This window comes from Actinoplanes derwentensis (assembly GCF_900104725.1).
Taxonomy (GTDB): Bacteria; Actinomycetota; Actinomycetes; order Mycobacteriales; family Micromonosporaceae; genus Actinoplanes; species Actinoplanes derwentensis.
In genome coordinates this window covers 3,203,776-3,221,147 of sequence record NZ_LT629758.1, presented here as the reverse complement: position 1 = coordinate 3,221,147, position 17,372 = coordinate 3,203,776, and the positions used below count along the sequence as shown (strand labels likewise).

The window sequence follows — 17,372 nt, the reverse complement described above, 5'->3', positions numbered from 1 at the left end:
GCATGCGCGCACCCATCGCTTTCATCACACTCATCACACTCGCTGCCGGTGCCGCCTTGCCGCTGCCCGCGGTGGCCGCCGTCGACGAGGTCGGCATCCCCAGCCGGGCCGGTGTCTGGGCACCGGCCGTGGAAGCCATGCCCGCCGACGCCGGGGTCGTCTCGGACGTGACGATCCGTCACGTCGTCTACGCCTCCGCCGGGGGCTCCGCACCGCGGGTCCGGGTGTCGAACCTCTACGGCACCGCGCCGCTCGTCGTCGGGCACGTCGATCTCGCCGAGCAGAGCCTCGGCGGGGTGGCGAAGACGGGCAGTCATCATCGGCTGACGTTCGGCGGCGCGGACACGGTCACCGTTCCGGCCGGTGCGGAACGGTTCAGCGACCCGGCCGTCATGACCGTGACGGCCGGACAGAACCTGCTGATCAGCGTCTACGTGCGGGAGAACCCGGGCGTGGTGACGGCGCACCGGCACGCGCTCATGAACACCTACGTGTCGGTGCCCGGTGACCACGCCGACGACGACTCCAGCGCCGACTTCCCGGGCCGGCGCGGTTCCTGGTACTACCTCAGCGGCCTGGACCTGCTCGGCCCGGTCGCCGGTGGCACGATCGTGGCGTTCGGTGACTCGCTCACCGACGGTTACTCGTCGACGCCGCTGACGAACCGGCGGTACCCGGACTACCTGGCCCGCCGTCTCGACGCGGTCCGCGGCGGGGCGAAACGCACCGTGGTCAACGCGGGCATCGCGAGCAACAGGGTGCTCCGGGACAGCACCGGGTCCACGGGCGGCGGGCTCAGCGCCCTGAACCGTTTCGAGCACGACGCGCTCAGTCACGAGAATGTCCGGTCGGTCATCGTGTTCGAAGGTGTCAACGACATCACCGGTGACGCCACGGCGGCGCAGTTGCAGGAGGGCTATCAGCGGCTCGCCGATCTGGCACACCAACGCGGGGTGACGGTCTACGGCGCGACGATCCTGCCGTTCGGCGGGTTCGCCGCGCACAATCCGGCGCGAGAGGCGGTCCGGCAGCAGGTCAACGACTGGATCCGGGCCGGGAACGCCTTCGACGGGTACTTCGACTTCGACGCGAAGGTCTGCGATCCGGCCGACCGCACCCGGCTGCGGGCCGACTACGCCCACAGCGACAGCCTGCACCTCACCGACGCGGGCATGAGTGCGCTGGCCGACACCGTCGACCTGTTCGCGCTCGGCACCGGCCCGCGCCAGCTGCCGGTGACACCCTGCTGGGCTTGAACCGAACAAGGCCCGGCGCCCCCGTGGCGCCGGGCCGGCCGGTCAGTACCAGACGTTGAAGCGGACCACCTGCGGCGCCGGGTCGATGTAGTCGACCTGATAGATGACCCGGAACTCGGTGCCCGCCGGTATGCCGGTCGCGAGTACGGTGCGGCCTCCGGCGCAAGCCGGGACCGGCTCGGTGTACGTGGGGTCCGCCCCTGGGTTGGTCAGCGCCACCAGGAACGTCTGGCAGGTGTCGGACGGGTCGGCGGCGTCGCGGATGCCGGAGACCGCGATCGTGGTGCACCGCCGGTTGGTGTCGGTGACCGGGGTGGTGGAGATCCGCCCGGCGGCGTAGAAGTCCGGGGTGGGCTTGGCGGAGACGCACCGTTGCGGGGCCGCGGAGGCGCCGGCCGGCACCAGGACGGCGATACCCGCGGCGGCGGCGGCGGCGATGACTGCAGTCGATGTCTTCATGGCGTCACCGTGTTCCGGCGCGCGAGATCCTCACTGTTCGTACCCGAAGGTTGGCACGTTGTAGTGAGATAGCGTGCCGGTGGTGACTCGTGACCTTCTCGCCGCCCGGGACCTCGCCGCCGAACTCGCGATCCGCGCCGGCTGCCTCCAGCTCGAACGCCGCGACACCCTGAAGATGGGCGCACCCAAAGCGCACGCCAACGACGTCGTCTCCGACGTCGACATCGCCAGCGAACGCCTCATCGTCGACGGCATCCACGCGGCCTGGCCGGATGACGAGATGCAGGCCGAGGAGGGAAACGGACGCGGCGGTACGAGCGGCTGGTCCTGGATCATCGACCCGCTCGACGGCACCCGCAACTACATCAGCCGCACCGGGCCCTGGTCGGTGTGCATCGCGCTCTACCACGGCGACCAGCCCCGGATGGCGGTCGTCCACGACCCGGCCGCCGGCGAGACCTTCACCGCCGTCGACGGTGGCGGCGCCTTCCTCAACGGGCAGCCGATCGCCGCGTCCAGTGGCCCGCCGCTGGCCGAAGCCCTGATCGGCATCAGTTTCCAGCCCAACGTCCGGACCAAGACCCGGGTCGGCACGGTGCTGCGCGAACTGCTTCCGCTGTGCGGTGACATCCGCCGGGTCCCGGCCGCGCTGAACCTCGTCTACCAGGCGTCCGGCCGTCTCGACGGCGGCCTCGCCCTCGACACGAACCTGTGGGACATCGCCGCCGGGGCCCTGATCGCCCGCGAGGCCGGTGTCACGCTCGGTGGCCGGGCCGCCGACTACACCCCGGAGCTGACCATCGGCGCCGCTCCGAGTCTGTGGGCCGAACTCGCCGAGAAGGCTCGAGCGATCACCGCGGGGTGACCGCCGGAGACCAGCCGATCGCCGGGGCCACGTGCTTGGCGATGGTCTCCAGCAGGCGGGTGTTGTACTGCACCCCCAGCTGGTTCGGCACCGTCAGGAGCACGGTGTCGGCGGCCAGCACGGCCTCGTCGGCGGCCAGCTCGTCGGCGATCCGGTCCGGGTCACCGGAGTAGGTGCGGCCGAACCGGGAGCGGACACCCTCGAGGAGGCCCACCTGGTCCTGGTCACCCTCCCGGCCGAAGTAGATCCGGTCGATCTCCTCGGTGATCGGCAGCACGCTGCGCGACACCGAGACCCGGGGCTCCCACGCGTGGCCGGCGTCCTTGAAGGCCTGCCGGTACAACGCGATCTGTTCGGCCTGCAACTGGTCGAACGGGACACCGGTGTCCTCGGTCAGCAGCGTCGAACTCTGCAGGTTCATGCCGATCCGGCCGGCCCACTCGGCGGTCACCCGGGTGCCGGCTCCCCACCAGATGCGCTGCCGCAGGCCGGGAGCCTGCGGCTGGATCGCCAGGCCGCCGCTGACGCCGCCGGTGCGGGCCGGATCGGTGCGAGCCACCGGCTTGCCGTCGATGGCGGCCAGGAAGATCTCGATCTTCTGCCGGGCGTGATCGGCGACGGTCTCGCCGTCGGCGGGGACGTAGCCGAACGACTCGGCGCCGCGCAGCGCGGTCTCCGGGGATCCCCGGCTCACGCCCAACTGCAGGCGGCCACCGCTGATCAGGTCGGTGGCGGCGGCCTCCTCGGCCATGTAGAGCGGGTTCTCGTACCGCATGTCGACCACGCCGGTACCCATCTCGATCCGGCTGGTCCGGGCCCCGATCGCCGCCAGCAGCGGGAACGGGGCGGCCAGTTGGCGTTCGAAGTGATGCACGCGCACGTTGGCGCTGTCGATGCCCAGCTCTTCGGCCGCCACCGCCAACTCGATCGTCTGCAGCAGCGCGTCGGACGCGCTGCGCGTCTGGGAACCGGCCACGTCACGCCAGTGGCCGAAAGAGAGGAAGCCGATCTTCTTGTGCACGTCCGGACCAACCTTGAGGTGGCCGGAGGGTATTCCCGGCGGCCAGGATGGGAGGCTCGACGTATCAGCCGCCGAAGAACCGGGATCCGTGATGACTCAGCTCGTGGTGAACCTGCGTGACCTCGACCGGAACCAGAGCACGATCGCCGGTGGGAAAGGCGCGAACCTGGGGGAGCTGTCACGTATCGACGGGGTGCGGGTGCCGCCCGGATTCGTGGTGACCACCGCGGCGACCGAGCTTTCCGCCGCACTCGTCGTGGCGATCACCGCAGCGGTCGGCACGGGCGCCTATGCGGTCCGCTCCAGTGCCACCGCCGAGGACCTGCCGACCGCCTCGTTCGCCGGACAGCAGGACTCCTACCTGAACGTCGTCGGCGCGGACGCGGTGATGCAGCACGTCGAGAGGTGCTGGGACTCGCTGTTCACCGACCGGGCGGTGGCCTACCGCGATCATCACGGCATCGATCACCGCACGGTTCGGATGGCTGTCGTCGTACAGGAAATGGTCGTGCCCGAGGTCAGTGGTGTGCTCTTCACCGCCGATCCGGTGACCGGGAATCGCACGGTCACCGCGGTGGAAGCCGTTCCCGGGCTCGGTGAGGCGCTGGTCTCCGGACTGGCCGACCCGGACTCCTACACGATTCGCGACGGCCGGGTCGACGGCACGAGTTCTCTGCTGACCGAGGAACAGGTGCTGCGGCTGGCGGCACTCGGACGGCGGATCGAAGCGCATTTCGGCAGCCCGCAGGACATCGAATGGTGCCTGGCCGGGGACGAGTTCTCGATTGTGCAGAGCCGGCCGATCACCACGCTCTTCCCGGTTCCGGTGGCCGGCGACCAGAACCGGCACGTGTACGTCTCGGTCGGCCACCAGCAGATGATGACCGACGCCATGAAGCCGCTCGGCTACTCGATGTGGCAGCTCACCGCGATGGCCCCGATGCACCAGGCCGGTGGGCGCCTGTTCGTCGACGTCGCCGCCCGGCTGGCCGACCCGGCGATCCGGGCCGGGCTGCTCGACGTGATGGGGAAGGGCGATCCGGTGATCCGGGACGCGCTGGAGACCGTTCTGGAACGCGGCGACTTCGGCCCGCCAGCACCGGCGACGGCCCGCCCGGCGACGGCCCCGGTCCCCGATCCGGAACCGGGAATCGTCGCGGAACTGATCGCCCGCAGCGAGCAATCCGTCGAAGCCCTGCGCCGGGCCATCGCCGGCCGGTCCGGAACGGCCCTGTTCGACTTCCTGCTGGAAGCGTTCCAGGAGCACAAACGGATGCTCGCCGACCCGCTGAGCATCCAGGCGATCATGGCGGGAATGGGAGCCACCTGGTGGCTCAACGACCGGCTGGCGGAATGGCTGGGGGAGAAGAACGCCGCCGACACCCTCACCCTGTCGGCTCCCGGCAACATCACCTCCGAGATGGGCCTGGAACTGCTCGACGTCGCCGACGTCATCCGCCGGCACCCCGGAGTGGCGGACTTCCTGGAAACGGCCGGTGACGATTTCCTGGACCACCTGCCGGCCGAGGTTCGCGACGCGATCGGGACCTATCTCGACCGTTACGGCATGCGCTGCGTCGCCGAGATCGACATCACCCGGCCCCGATGGATCGAACGCCCCGGCACCCTGTTGCCGGTCATTCTGGACAACGTCCGCAATCTCCCGCCGGGCGAGGCCCGACGCCGATTCGAACGCGGCGAACGGACCGCGGCGGCGAAAGCGGAGGAGATCCTGGTACGCCTGCGTGCCCTGCCCGACGGCGAGTCCAAAGCGGCCGAGACGAAACAGATGATCGACCGGCTGCGCACTTTCATCGGCTACCGCGAGTACCCGAAATACGCGATCGTGAGCCGCTACCGGCACTACAAGAACGCGCTGCTGGCGGAGGCCTCCCGGCTCCCGCTGGCGGACCGGGAGGACGTCTTCTACCTGACGTTCCAGGAATTCCACGACGCCGTACGGGTGGGCAAGGTCGACGAGCAGCTGATCCGCAGCCGTAAGGACGAGTTCCGGTGGTTCCAGACCCTCAGCACGCCCCGGGTGCTGACCTCCGACGGCGAGACGGTCAACGGCTCGTACCGTCGCGACGACGTACCGGCCGGAGCCCTGATCGGTCTCGCGGTCTCGGCGGGCACCGTCGAGGGCCGGGCCCGGGTGGTCCGGGACATGGCCGACGCCGACTTCGCCCCCGGCGACATCCTGGTGACGCCCTTCACCGACCCCAGCTGGACACCCGCCCTGGTGACCGTCGCGGGCCTGGTCACCGAAGTGGGCGGGCAGATGACACACGGCGCGGTGATCGCCCGCGAGTACGGCCTGCCCGCCGTCGTCGGAGTGGACGGCGCCACCCGCCGGATCGCCGACGGCGACCGAATCCGGGTGCACGGCACCGACGGCTACGTGGAGATCCTGATCAGGGAATGAAGACCTCGGCCACCGACGTCACGACGCCGTCGACGGTGGCCAGCTCGACCAGCCGGCCCTCGTTGAGCCGCTCGGCCATCAGGGTGGCGGAGATCTTGCAGTCGCCGACGATCGCCGGGTGGGTCAGGCAGCGTTCCGGATCTTCGAACGTGCTGGTCAGCTTCACCTTGGTGGACACCGGCAGGGTCACCGTCATGCTGCTGTCCTCGGTCACCCACTCCCGCTCGCACGGGGCGTCGTCCGACGGTTTCAGCGAGAACAGCTTGCAGTACTCCTCGCCGCTCATGAACAGCACCGGCTCCACCACGAGCGAACGGGACTTCGGGTAATACCCGTGCACCAAGACGATCGACGTGGTGTTGCCCGTGCGGACGTCGGTGAACGGTGGCACCGAACCGGACGGGGACGGGGCGACGTCCTCGATCGGCCGGATCTCGGCATCGGCCATGACCGCGCTGACATCGGCTTGCTGGCTCTTCGAGCGGTCGATCGGGCCGACCCCGAAAGCCACCGTGCCGGCCAGCAGACTCGGATCGGTGAGTGTCGCGTCGAGGACGGCGGCGCCGTCGACCGTGACCGACGCGACGTCGCCACGCAGACTCAGCACCATCTTCCGGCGCTGGCCCGGAGCGAAGACCTTCGTATTCAGCGAGTTCAGCGTCTCGGTCCGGACCGCGCCCTCGTGCCGGATCCGGATCAGCTGCGGGCACAGATCGAGCCAGTACGAGCTGTCCCGCACGGCCCGGAACTGCACCTCCGCGCAGGACAGTTCAGTGCCGACGGTGACACTGGCGGAGATCGACTGGTCACCGGCGAAACTCTGGGCCGGGCCGCCGCAGATCATCACGTAACTGTCCGTCTTGATCAGCATGCCGTTCTTGAACGTGCAGCTGCCGGTGTAGAACTCGGACGGTTCGCTGTTCCACTGACCCCGCCGGTCCAGGGCGTCCACCACCCACGGGCCCCGCACCGCGCCGGGCACCGGCATGACGGCCTGCGCCACCGTGGCCGGGTCGGCGGCGCTCCTCGCGTCCGGGGCCGCTGCTCCGTCGGTCCGGCGGCTGTACAGCCCGGCGGCGGTCGCCAGCAGTGTGGTCGCGACGGTGACCGCGATGACTGTACGCAGGCGGCCTCGGTTCTTCGGTTTCGGTGCCGGAACCGGCCGGCCCAGCCGGGGGCCGCTGCCGGAGACGTGCCGGCCGGAGAGCTGCGCCGCCTCCGCCGCCTGCCGCAGCCGCGGGTCCAGAGCCGGCGGCTGGCTGATCATGTTCGGGTCGGTGTTCTGGGCGAGCAGCAGGTTGAGCAGCTCGTGCGCGGTCGGCCGGTCCTCGGGGTCCTTGGACAGCGCGAGCGCCACCAGGTCGGCGAGAGTGCCGGTCAGGCCGGTCAGCTCCGGAGGCTGGGTGAGGATGCGGGCCGCGGTGGCGACCGGTGAGTCGGCCCGGAACGGGGTGCGGCCGGTGCCCGCGTACGCGATGACGGCACCCCAGGCGAACACGTCGGCGGCCGGGGTGATGTCCCGGTGGATGCCGTCGAAGCGTTCCGGCGCCATGTAGGCGACCGTCCCCACCATCTGGTCGGGATGAGTGTGCTGGCTGGTCACCTCGAGGGCCCGGGCGATCCCGAAGTCGATCACCTTCGGCGAGCCGAGCGCGAACAGCACGTTGCGGGGCTTGAGGTCGCGGTGGATCACCCCGGCGCCGTGGATGGCGGTCAGCGCGGTGGCCACCCCGACCGCGACGCTCTGCAACTGGCCGTGGGTGAGCGGGCCCTCTTTAGCCACCACCTCGTCGAGGCTCGGGCCGTCGACGTACTCGACGACCAGGTACGGCGTCTCGTGCTCGGGGTCGGCGTCGAGCACCGCGGCGGTGCAGAACGGCGGTACCTGCCGGGCCCGTTTGACCTCACTGCGGAAGCGGCCCCGGAACTCCTCCTCGTGGGCGTACTCCGGCTTAATGATCTTGATAGCGACCAGAGGGCCGTTGCCGCGACGGCCGAGGAACACCGCCCCCATGCCGCCTTCGCCGAGCCGCGCCAACAGCTCGTAGCCACCCAGCGACTGCGGGTCACCAGGGCGAAGGGGGCTTTTCATCCGGCACACAGTACGCAGTCCGATCACCATTCGACGTGGCGGGTACCGGGCATGATGGAACCCGGGACTGAGGAGTGTTGATGGATTTCGAGACCGCGCTGACGTCACTGTTCTCGGCCGAGGGACGCCGGGACCCGTACCCCGCCTATGACGTCCTTCGCTCCACCGCCCCGGCTTTTCCGGCGCTCGACGGACGGTGGTTCGTCACCACGCACGCGCTGACCAGCCGGCTGCTGCGCGATCCGGGGCTGCGGGTGTCCGACGCCGCCGACTACGACACCTTCTGGCCGGACTGGCGCGACAACCGTGGGGTCGCCTCGATCGTCGAGTCGATGCTGATGACCAACCCGCCCGACCACACCCGGATCCGGCGCGCGGCCGCCGCCACCTTCACCGCCCGCCGGGTCGCCGGGCTGCGGGACGTGATCACCGAGCAGGCCACCGAGCTGATCGAACAGATGCCGGAGCGCGCCGACTTCGTGACCACTTTCGCCTATCCACTGCCGATCGCGGTGATCTGCGCGCTGCTGGGCGTCCCGGACGCCGACCGGACTTGGTTCCGGAGGCACGCCGCCGACCTGACCGTGGTGCTGGAACCGATCAGCACCGAAGAGGAGATGGAGCGGGCCGACCTCGCCGGGCGTGAGCTGGAGGACTACTTCACCGGCCTGATCGCCGAGCGCCAGAAGTCACCGCGGGAGGATCTGACCAGCGACCTTGCGTCCGCCGATTCCGGTCTCACCGGGGCCGAGCTGCTGGCCAACCTGGTGCTGCTCCTGGTCGCCGGATTCGAGACCACGACCAACCTCTTGGGTACGGGTACCAAGCTCCTGCTCGACCACCCCGCCCACGCGGACCGTCTGCGCGCCGACCCTGAGCAGGCGGTGGCCTTCGTCGAGGAGACCCTGCGGTACGACTCCCCGGTCCAGATGGCCACCCGCACCACCGGCCAGGTGCTCGACCTGGGCGACGGTCTCGAACTGCCGACCGGCACCGACCTGATGCTGCTGCTCGGCTCGGCCAACCGCGACCCGGACCGGTACCCCGACCCGCACCGCTTCGACCCGGACCGCCCGAACATCCAGCCGGTGTCGTTCGGCGGCGGCGCCCACTACTGTCTCGGCGCGCCGCTGGCCCGGTTGGAGGCGCAGGTCGCGTTCCCGCTGCTGCTGACCATGCTGCCGCACCTGGCGCCGGCCGGCGAGCCGGTGCTGCGGGACCGCCTGGTCCTGCGTGGTTACGCCGAACTCCCGGTCACCTGGGGTTGAGCGGACCCGGTCCGGGGAATCCACCGGCCACCCTGCCGAAGGAGAAAGACATGCGTTCCCTGGTGGCCACTCTGGTGGTCTTCGCGGTGATCCTGGTCCTGCTGGGCCTGTTCCTGAAAGCCGTCAAGTGGCTGCTGATCCTCGGGGCGATCGCCCTGGTGGCCGCGATCGTGCTGGGAGTGGTGAACGGCCGCCGGTCATTGAAGTGACCCGGGTCAATACTGTTCGGTGAGGACCCGGGTCAACAAGGACGCGAAGGTCTGGGTGGACTCCAGGGTCGCGGTCGCGGTGTCGTGGCGGGCGCCCGGACGGACCTGGCGGGCCGAGCCGAGGTCGTCGCGGAGTGCCTGCAGTTCGGCGAGATGGGCATCGAGAAGGTTCAGAACGTCGCTGTGCATCGGTTGGCGACGCTATGTCACCGAAGTGAACAAGCCGCCGTCCGGAAACGCGGACGGCGGCTTTTGTTTTCCCCGTCACTTCGCCTCATGTGGCCGGTGAACTGCTCGAATACCACCCGGCGACCTCGTCTTTGAGATGTCGGTCACCTGAACGCGAGGTGGCTAGTGCGCGACGGCCACCACCTTCACCGACTCGTGGGTGACCAGCCGGTGCGGGCGGACCACCAGGAAGCAGACCAGCAGCGCGGACACCATGCTGCCGAAGACGACGGCGGCCATCGCGACCGAACCGACACCGAACAGGCCGACCAGCGGGGCGGCGAGCGCGCCGACACCGTTCTGGACCGCGCCGAGCAGGGCGGCGGCGGTACCGGCGGCCTCACCGTGGCGCGACAGCGCCAGCGCCGGGGCGTTCGGCATGACCAGACCGACCATGGCCAGCACCAGCCACAGCGGGATCAGGACGCCGACCAGGCCACCGATGCCGGTCGCGGCCAGCACCAGCAGCACCAGGCCGAACCCGAGGCCGGCCACCAGCGCACCGGTCATGATCTGCTGGGGCTTCCAGCGGCGCAGCAGGCGCACGTTGAACTGGGTGGCACCGATCAGGCCGACCGCGCCGCCCGCGAAGATCAGCGCGAACTGCTGCTCGGTCATGCCGTACTCGTCCTGGAACACGTACGACGACCCGCTGACGTACGCGAACAGCGCCGCCATCGCCAGGCCGGCCACCAGGATCAGGCCCACGTACACCCGGTCGGTGAGCAGCCGCCCGTAGTCCCGGGCGGTGCCCAGCACGCCACCGCTGCGGCGCCGCTCGACCGGCAGGGTCTCCGGCAGCGTCAGCGCGGACACACCCATGATGGTGACCGCGACGACGGTCAGCACCACGAACACGCCCCGCCAGGACGTCCAGTTCAGCACCAGGCCGCCGATGGTCGGCGCGAGGATCGGGGCCACCCCGACGACCAGCATCAGCCGGGAGAAGAGCCGGGCCGCGGCGTTGTCGGAGAACAGGTCACGCACCATCGCCATCGCGACGACGGCCGCCGCCGCGGCACCCAGGCCCTGCAGCACCCGGAGCGCGCCGAGGACCGCGACGTTCGGGGCGATGACACAGAACACCGAGGCGAGTACGTGCACCGCGATGCCGCCGAGCAGTGGCCACCGGCGGCCGAACGCGTCGGACAACGGCCCGACCAGCAGCTGGCCGAACGCCAGGCCGACCAGGGTGCCGGTCAGGGTGAGCTGCACCGCGGCGGCGGTGGTCTGCAGGTCGCCGGTGATCGCCGGGAGCGACGGCAGGTACATGTCGATGGTGAGCGGGCCGAGCGCGGTCAGCAACCCGAGAACGAGCACGATCCGGAAGCGGCGGCCGAGCGGCAGCAGCTCCCCGGGGGAGAGAGGCGGGGTTTCGGTACGAGAGTGAGCCACGACTTCGACAAGTTGTCCCGCGCCGGGGTTCTTCCGGCCGCGCCGATTTGGTAACGCTGGTCACTGACCACGGCGGTGCCCTGAGCGCGAGCCCCGGGCACCGCTGGGGTTCCTACGCCGCGGTGATGTCGATCGGGGCGTCCAGGTGTAGGTCGGGGTGGCGTCCGGCGACGGTGCGCAACCGCCAGCGGTGCGGGAAGACCGCGAGCAGGGCGCCGTCGCGGACCCGGGTCATCACCTCGACGTTCGACTCGGTGCGCAGGATCTCCTTGCCGGCCGCGTCGGTGACGGCGGCGATCTCGTACGGCAGGAACTCCAGCTTCACCTTCACCCCGAACTCGGCTTCCAGGCGGTAGGTGGCCACCTCGAACTGCATCGGGCCGACCGCTGCGAAGACGGGTGTGCCGTCGCCGCGCTGGTCGGAGCGCAGCACCTGGACGACACCCTCGCCGTCGAGCTGTTCGATGCCGCGGCGGAACCGTTTGAAGGCCCCGGTGTCGTCGGTGCGCACCACCGCGAAGTGCTCGGGCGGGAACGACGGCAGCGGCGGGTACTGGACCTTCTTGTCGGCGTACAGCGTGTCGCCGATGCCGAGGGCGGTCGCGTTGACCAGGCCGACCACGTCGCCGGGGAACGCCTCGTCGATGGTGTCGCGGCCCTGTCCGAAGATCTGCTGGGCGTACTTGGTGGTGAAGGGCTTGCCGGTGGTGGCGTGCGTGACGATCATGCCGCGCTCGAACCGGCCGGAGCAGATCCGCATGAAGGCGACCTGGTCGCGGTGGGCCCGGTTCATGTTCGCCTGGATCTTGAAGACGAACCCGGAGAACCCGGCGTCGACCGGCTGCTCGCCACCGGCGGCGGTCGGGCGGGCGCCGGCCGGCGGGGCCAGCTCCACCAGGATGTCGAGCAGTTGCCGGACACCGAGGTTGGCGACCGCCGCGCCGAACAGCACCGGGGTGCTGGTGGCGGCCAGGAACGCCTCCTGGTCGTGGTCCGCGCCGGTCATCGTCAGCAGTTCGAGCTCTTCGTTCGCGGTGGTCCACTCGTCGCCGAACCGCTCGGCGGCCTCCGCGTCGGTCATCTCCTCCTCGATCGCCAGGTCGGCGCCGCCGGGGGAGCGCTGCATCCGGGTGAACTGCCCGGTGCGGCGGTCGACGACGCCTTTGAAGTGCCCGGCGATGCCGACCGGCCAGGTCAGCGGGGTGGGCTTCAACCCGATCCGCTGTTCGATCTCGTCCATCAGGGCGAGCGCGTCGTGGCCGGGGCGGTCCCACTTGTTGATGAAGGTGATCACCGGGATGCTGCGCTGGCGGCACACCTCGAACAGCTTCAGCGTCTGCGGTTCCAGACCCTTGGCGGCGTCCAGCAGCATGACCGCGCTGTCGACCGCGGTCAGCACCCGGTAGGTGTCCTCGGAGAAGTCGGCGTGGCCGGGGGTGTCCAGGAGGTTGACCACGGTGTCGCCGAAGGAGAACTGGAGCGCGGCCGACGTGACCGAGATGCCACGTTGCTGCTCCATGGCCATCCAGTCGGACACCACACCCTTACGGTCGCCCTTGCCGTGCACCGCGCCGGCCTGGCCGATCACCCGCGCGTGCAGGGCCAGCGCCTCGGTCATTGTCGACTTGCCGGCGTCGGGGTGCGAGATCACCGCAAACGTCCGCCGCCGGGCCGCCTCGAGGCCGACTCCTCCGGACGAGGCCAGCACGCTCTGACTCACGAATCCCACTCTCTACAAAACCGCAGCCAACCCTGCAACCTTACGGTCGTCGCCGTCCGGTGGCGCGGAAGGCCTCCTTGACTTCGATGTTCATCGATGCTTAATCTCGCGGTAACAGGCGGCCGTGAAACGTTCCATCCCCCTTTGCCCGGAGCGAAGCGGCCGTGAATCCCCCTGGAGGGCCCATGCGCATGCTTCGCCTGCTCCTCGCGACCGCTCTGGCCGTGCCCCTACTGCTCGCCGCCCCGGCCGTCGCCGCCCTGCCCGGCTGCGGTGTCAAACCCGCGGCTGCCGCCGAGGCCGCGGCGGCCACCACCGTCTGGCTCGCCGGCGACTCGACGATGGCCAACCCCAGCACCACCTGCCCGGTCGGCTGGGGCGCCCAGTTCGACCCGCTGTTCAACAGCGACGTCACGGTCAACAACCTGGCCATCGGTGGCCGCAGCATCCAGACCTGGCTGTACGAGGGCAACGTCACCTCCACCATCGGCGCGGACGGCGAGTGCGTCCTCAGCTCGACGGCCTACTCGGCGCGGTGGCAGCAGGTGCTCAACGGCATCAAGGCCGGTGACTACCTGTTCATCCAGTTCGGCATCAACGACGGCTCCACCACCTGCCCCCGGCACGTCGGCACCGCCCGCTACCAGTCGCTGATGACCTACATGGCGAACACCGCCAAGGCCAAGGGCGCGACTCCGGTGCTGCTCACCGCGGTCGCCGCGATCACCTGCTCGGGCAGTGTCGCGGTCAAGAACCGGGGCTTCGTCACCCAGACCCAGGCCGCTGCCTCCGCCACCGGCTCGGCGCTGATCGACCTGCAGACACTCAGCGTCAACCACTACAACGCGGTCAAGCTCTGCCCCAACAACGGCGACTACAACGCCGGGCTCGTCGGCCAGTACTTCTGCGCCGACCACACCCACTTCGAGGCGTACGGCGCCCAGCAGATCGCCCGGCTCGTCGCCACGGCGCTGCGCACCCAGAAGATCGCCCTGTCCGCCTACCTCCTCTAGGAGCAGTCATGCGACTCCGGACCATGCTGACCGCGGTGCTGCTCACTCTGGGCGTGCTGGCGGTTCCGGCGCCCGCGCTGGCCGCGGGCGAACCCACCGACACCAACATCGAGTACGAGGGACGGTGGAGTGGCGCCTACGTCCCGCAGTGGGCCGGTGCCTACCTGCGGGTCGGGTTCACCGGGACCAGTGTCGCGCTCAAACAGCGTGGCACGATCGACTTCTGGTACAGCATCGACGGCGGTGCGTACACCAAGGCCACCAACGTCAGCGGAACGGTTAACCTCACTCCCGTACGGCTGGCCGTAGGTCAGCACTCTCTGCTCGTCTCCTACCGGATCGTGGCAGGCAGCTACACCGGTGACGCTGTGTTCCAAGGGCTGACCCTCGACGCCGGCGCGAACACCTACAAGCTGCCCAAACCCGCCAAGGGCGTCGAGTTCGTCGGCGACTCGATCACCGCCGGTTACACCGCGACCAACATGGCACTCAGCGCCTACCCGTGGATCATCGGCGAGAACCTGGGCGTCTCGCACACCCAGATCGCGCTCAGCGGCGCCTGCCTGCGCGAACTGACCGCCGCCCAGAGCACCCGCGGCATCCGCTGTTACGGACTGGAGAACCGGTACACCAAGACCGGCTTCCAGGACGGGGCCGCCGACTGGAACTTCGGCCGCTACCAACCGGCGGTGGTCGTCGTCAACATCGGCACCAACGACTCAGGCCATGGAGTCAACAGCGCCGATTTCCGTACGGGGTACACGAACCTGCTCCGCATCGTCCGCGAGAAGAACCCGAACGCCCGCATCCTGGCGCTACGGATCTTCAAGGGTTCCTGGGCCGCCGAGACCCGGCAGTCCGTACTCGACCGCCAGGCCGCCGGCGACACCAAGGTCACCTATGTCGACTCGACCGGCTGGTGGGACGGCGCGACCATGAGCGGCGACGGCACCCACCCCAACGACTACGGTCACCGGGTCCTGGCCGGAAAGCTGCAGCCGTTCGTGTCAGCCGCTCTGGCGTCATGATCGAGCCGGGACACCCGTGGCGGCGGGTGTCCCGGCTGCGTGATCAGGCGGTGTGATCAGGCCGTGGCCAGCGCGGACACCGGATCCAGGGCGGTCTCCAGGATCTCCCGGACGTCGGAGACGATGTGCACGGTCAGCGCCTTCAATACGTCGGCGGGCACCTCGTCCAGGTCGGGCTCGTTGCGTTCCGGCAGGTAGACCTCGGTCAGGCCGGCCCGCTGAGCGGCCAGCAGCTTCTGCTTCACCCCGCCGATCGGCAGCACCCGGCCGGTCAGCGACACCTCGCCGGTCATCCCCACCTCGGCCCGCACGTTGCGGCCCAGCAGCAGCGACACCAGCGCGGTCGTCATCGTGACGCCCGCCGACGGGCCGTCCTTGGGCACCGCCCCGGCCGGCACGTGCAGGTGGATCGGGTGGTCCAGCTGCTCCGGCGAGATGCCGAGTTCGCCGGCGTGGGCCCGCACGTAGGAGAGGGCGATCTGCGCCGACTCCTTCATCACGTCGCCGAGCTGACCGGTGACCGACAGCCCACCGGAGTTGCCGGGCAGCAGCGACGCCTCGATGTAGAGCACGTCACCACCCATCCCGGTCACCGCGAGACCGGTCGCCACGCCGGGGACCGCGGTACGTTCGCCGGACTCGGGAGTGAACCTCGGCCGCCCGATCAGGTCCTTGAGATCGACGGTGTCGACGGTGGCCGGCAGTTCCCGCAGCGAGACCTTCCGGAACGCCTTGGCCAACAGGCGCTCGAACGACCGTACCCCCGCCTCTCGGGTGTAGTTCGCGGCGATCTCCCGCAGCGCCTCTTCGGTGACGGTCACCTCGCCGGTGGTCAGCGCGGCCCGCTCCAGCTGCCGGGGGATCAGGAAGTCCCGGGCGATGGCCACCTTGTCGTTCTCGGTGTAACCGTCGATCGCTATCAGTTCCATCCGGTCGAACAGCGCCTGCGGGATCGTGTCCAGGACGTTCGCGGTCGCGATGAACAGCACGTCCGACAGGTCCAGGTCGATGTCCAGGTAGTGGTCGCGGAACGTGTGGTTCTGCGCCGGGTCCAGGACCTCCAGCAGGGCCGCCGCCGGGTCGCCGCGGTAGTCGCTGCCGACCTTGTCCACCTCGTCGAGCAGCACCACCGGGTTCATCGAACCGGACTCGCGGATCGCGCGGACGATCCGTCCGGGCAGCGCTCCCACATAGGTGCGCCGGTGGCCCCGGATCTCCGCCTCGTCGCGCACTCCGCCGAGGGCGACCCGGACGAACTCACGGCCCAGCGTACGAGCGACCGACTCACCGAGCGAGGTCTTGCCGACTCCGGGCGGGCCGGCCAGCAGCACCACCGCGCCGGAGCCGCGCCCGCCGACCGTCTCCAGTCCCCGCGACTCGCGGCGGGCCCGGACACCCAGGTACTCGACGATGCGTTCCTTCACCTCGTCCAGACCGTGGTGGTCGGCGTCCAGCACCGCGCGGGCCGCGACCAGGTCGGTGTTGTCGGTGGTGCGCACACCCCACGGCAGGTCCAGGACGGTGTCCAGCCAGGTGCGGATCCAGCCGGCCTCCGGGTTCTGGTCACCGGCCCGCTCCAGTTTGCCGACCTCCCGCAGCGCCGCCTCGCGGACGGCCTCCGGCAGATCGGCGGCCTCGACCCGGGTGCGGTAGTCGTCGGTGCCGCCGTCCTCGCCCTCGCCGAGTTCCTTGCGGATCGCCTTCAACTGCTCACGCAGCAGGTACTCGCGGTTGCGCTTCTCGACGTTCTCCCGGACGTCCTTCTCGATCGTCTCGTTGACCTCGGACTCGGCCAGGAAGTCCCGGGTCCAGTCGATCAGCTGCCGCAGCCGGGTCTCGACGTCCGGGGTCTCCAGCAGCTCCCGTTTGCGGTCGCTGGACAGGTAGGGCGCCCAGCCGGCGGTGTCGGCCAGGTCGCTGGGGTCGTCGATGGCGCTGACCGAGTCGATGACCTGCCACGCCTCACGCCGCTGCAGTACCGTCACGACCAGTTGCTTGTATTCGGCGGCGAGTTCGCGTACCTGATCGGTGGTCTTCTGGGTTTCCACCGGCTCGGCCTCGACCCACAGCGCCGCGCCGGGTCCGGTCACGCCGCTGCCGATGCGGGCGCGGGTGCCGGTGCGCAGGACGGCCGCGGGGGAGCCGCCACGGATCTTGCCGACCTGCTCCAGGGCGGCCACCACGCCGTACGAGGCGTACCTGCCCTCCAGGCGCGGGGCGATCAGCAGCTCGCCGCCGGCCGCGGACTGGGCCGCGTCGACGGCGGCCTGGGCGGCCTCGTCGAGAACGACGGGAACGACCATGCCCGGAAGCAGGACGATGTCATCGAGGAACAGCACGGGGAGACGCTTGCTGGTCACTGGTTACCTCCGGGAAGTTGAGTACTCCTCGCT

At 69.9% G+C, this 17,372-nt stretch carries 14 protein-coding genes; 7 read left to right on the top strand and 7 right to left on the bottom strand.

All coding sequences use genetic code 11. From position 1 onward, the window contains the following. The first annotated feature begins 2 nt into the window (after positions 1 to 2). The gene (locus tag BLU81_RS14125; protein ID WP_092544966.1) at positions 3 to 1,256 is read left to right on the top strand and encodes an SGNH/GDSL hydrolase family protein; all 1,254 of its coding nucleotides are present in this window, start codon (positions 3 to 5) and stop codon (positions 1,254 to 1,256) included. Between the two features lie 42 nt (positions 1,257 to 1,298). Here BLU81_RS14125 and BLU81_RS14120 read toward each other — a convergent pair whose 3' ends face one another. Beyond that, positions 1,299 to 1,715: a hypothetical protein gene (locus BLU81_RS14120; RefSeq protein ID WP_092544964.1), complete on the bottom strand. Its 417-nt coding sequence runs from the start codon at positions 1,713 to 1,715 to the stop codon at positions 1,299 to 1,301. 82 nt (positions 1,716 to 1,797) lie between these two features. On the opposite strand from BLU81_RS14120, the gene BLU81_RS14115 reads away from it, so the two are divergent. Continuing rightward, a complete protein-coding gene (locus BLU81_RS14115) occupies positions 1,798 to 2,580 on the top strand; it encodes an inositol monophosphatase family protein (RefSeq protein ID WP_157751556.1) in 783 nt (260 codons plus the stop codon). On the opposite strand, the gene BLU81_RS14110 is transcribed toward BLU81_RS14115, so the two are convergent. Continuing rightward, a complete protein-coding gene (locus BLU81_RS14110) occupies positions 2,567 to 3,601 on the bottom strand; it encodes an LLM class flavin-dependent oxidoreductase (protein ID WP_092544959.1) in 1,035 nt (344 codons plus the stop codon). The genes BLU81_RS14115 and BLU81_RS14110 overlap by 14 nt on opposite strands. Positions 3,602 to 3,692: 91 nt before the next feature. Here BLU81_RS14110 and rph point away from each other — a divergent pair, with 91 nt between their 5' ends. After that, a complete protein-coding gene (rph, locus tag BLU81_RS14105; RefSeq protein ID WP_092544957.1) occupies positions 3,693 to 6,026 on the top strand; it encodes a rifamycin-inactivating phosphotransferase in 2,334 nt (777 codons plus the stop codon). Here the strand turns inward: rph and BLU81_RS14100 are convergent. Further along, a complete protein-coding gene (locus BLU81_RS14100; RefSeq protein ID WP_092544955.1) occupies positions 6,016 to 8,118 on the bottom strand; it encodes a serine/threonine protein kinase in 2,103 nt (700 codons plus the stop codon). The genes rph and BLU81_RS14100 overlap by 11 nt on opposite strands. Before the next feature lie 80 nt (positions 8,119 to 8,198). Here BLU81_RS14100 and BLU81_RS14095 point away from each other — a divergent pair, with 80 nt between their 5' ends. Beyond that, positions 8,199 to 9,386 carry a cytochrome P450 gene (locus BLU81_RS14095; protein ID WP_092544953.1) on the top strand — a complete coding sequence of 396 codons (1,188 nt, stop codon included), beginning with the start codon at positions 8,199 to 8,201 and terminating at the stop codon, positions 9,384 to 9,386. Between the two features lie 50 nt (positions 9,387 to 9,436). Continuing rightward, positions 9,437 to 9,595 carry a hypothetical protein gene (locus BLU81_RS49195; protein ID WP_172890548.1) on the top strand — a complete coding sequence of 53 codons (159 nt, stop codon included), beginning with the start codon at positions 9,437 to 9,439 and terminating at the stop codon, positions 9,593 to 9,595. Between the two features lie 6 nt (positions 9,596 to 9,601). Here BLU81_RS49195 and BLU81_RS14090 read toward each other — a convergent pair whose 3' ends face one another. The 3 genes from BLU81_RS14090 to BLU81_RS14080 form a co-directional block, all read right to left on the bottom strand. Then, a complete protein-coding gene (locus tag BLU81_RS14090; RefSeq protein ID WP_092544951.1) occupies positions 9,602 to 9,784 on the bottom strand; it encodes a hypothetical protein in 183 nt (60 codons plus the stop codon). Between the two features lie 162 nt (positions 9,785 to 9,946). Further along, on the bottom strand, positions 9,947 to 11,218 hold the full coding sequence (locus tag BLU81_RS14085) for a multidrug effflux MFS transporter (protein WP_172890547.1): 1,272 nt from the start codon (positions 11,216 to 11,218) through the stop codon (positions 9,947 to 9,949). Positions 11,219 to 11,330: 112 nt separating this feature from the next. Next, positions 11,331 to 12,938, bottom strand: coding sequence for a peptide chain release factor 3 (locus BLU81_RS14080; RefSeq protein WP_092557060.1), 1,608 nt, complete (start codon positions 12,936 to 12,938; stop codon positions 11,331 to 11,333). A gap of 185 nt (positions 12,939 to 13,123) precedes the next feature. On the opposite strand from BLU81_RS14080, the gene BLU81_RS14075 reads away from it, so the two are divergent. Then, entirely contained in the window at positions 13,124 to 13,951 is an 828-nt protein-coding gene (locus tag BLU81_RS14075) for an SGNH/GDSL hydrolase family protein (protein ID WP_092544949.1), read from the top strand. 8 nt (positions 13,952 to 13,959) lie between these two features. After that, positions 13,960 to 14,979: an SGNH/GDSL hydrolase family protein gene (locus BLU81_RS14070; protein WP_092544947.1), complete on the top strand. Its 1,020-nt coding sequence runs from the start codon at positions 13,960 to 13,962 to the stop codon at positions 14,977 to 14,979. A 56-nt stretch (positions 14,980 to 15,035) separates the two neighbouring features. Here BLU81_RS14070 and lon read toward each other — a convergent pair whose 3' ends face one another. Continuing rightward, positions 15,036 to 17,282, bottom strand: coding sequence for an endopeptidase La (gene lon / locus BLU81_RS14065; RefSeq protein WP_197686421.1), 2,247 nt, complete (start codon positions 17,280 to 17,282; stop codon positions 15,036 to 15,038). Positions 17,283 to 17,372: the final 90 nt, after the last annotated feature.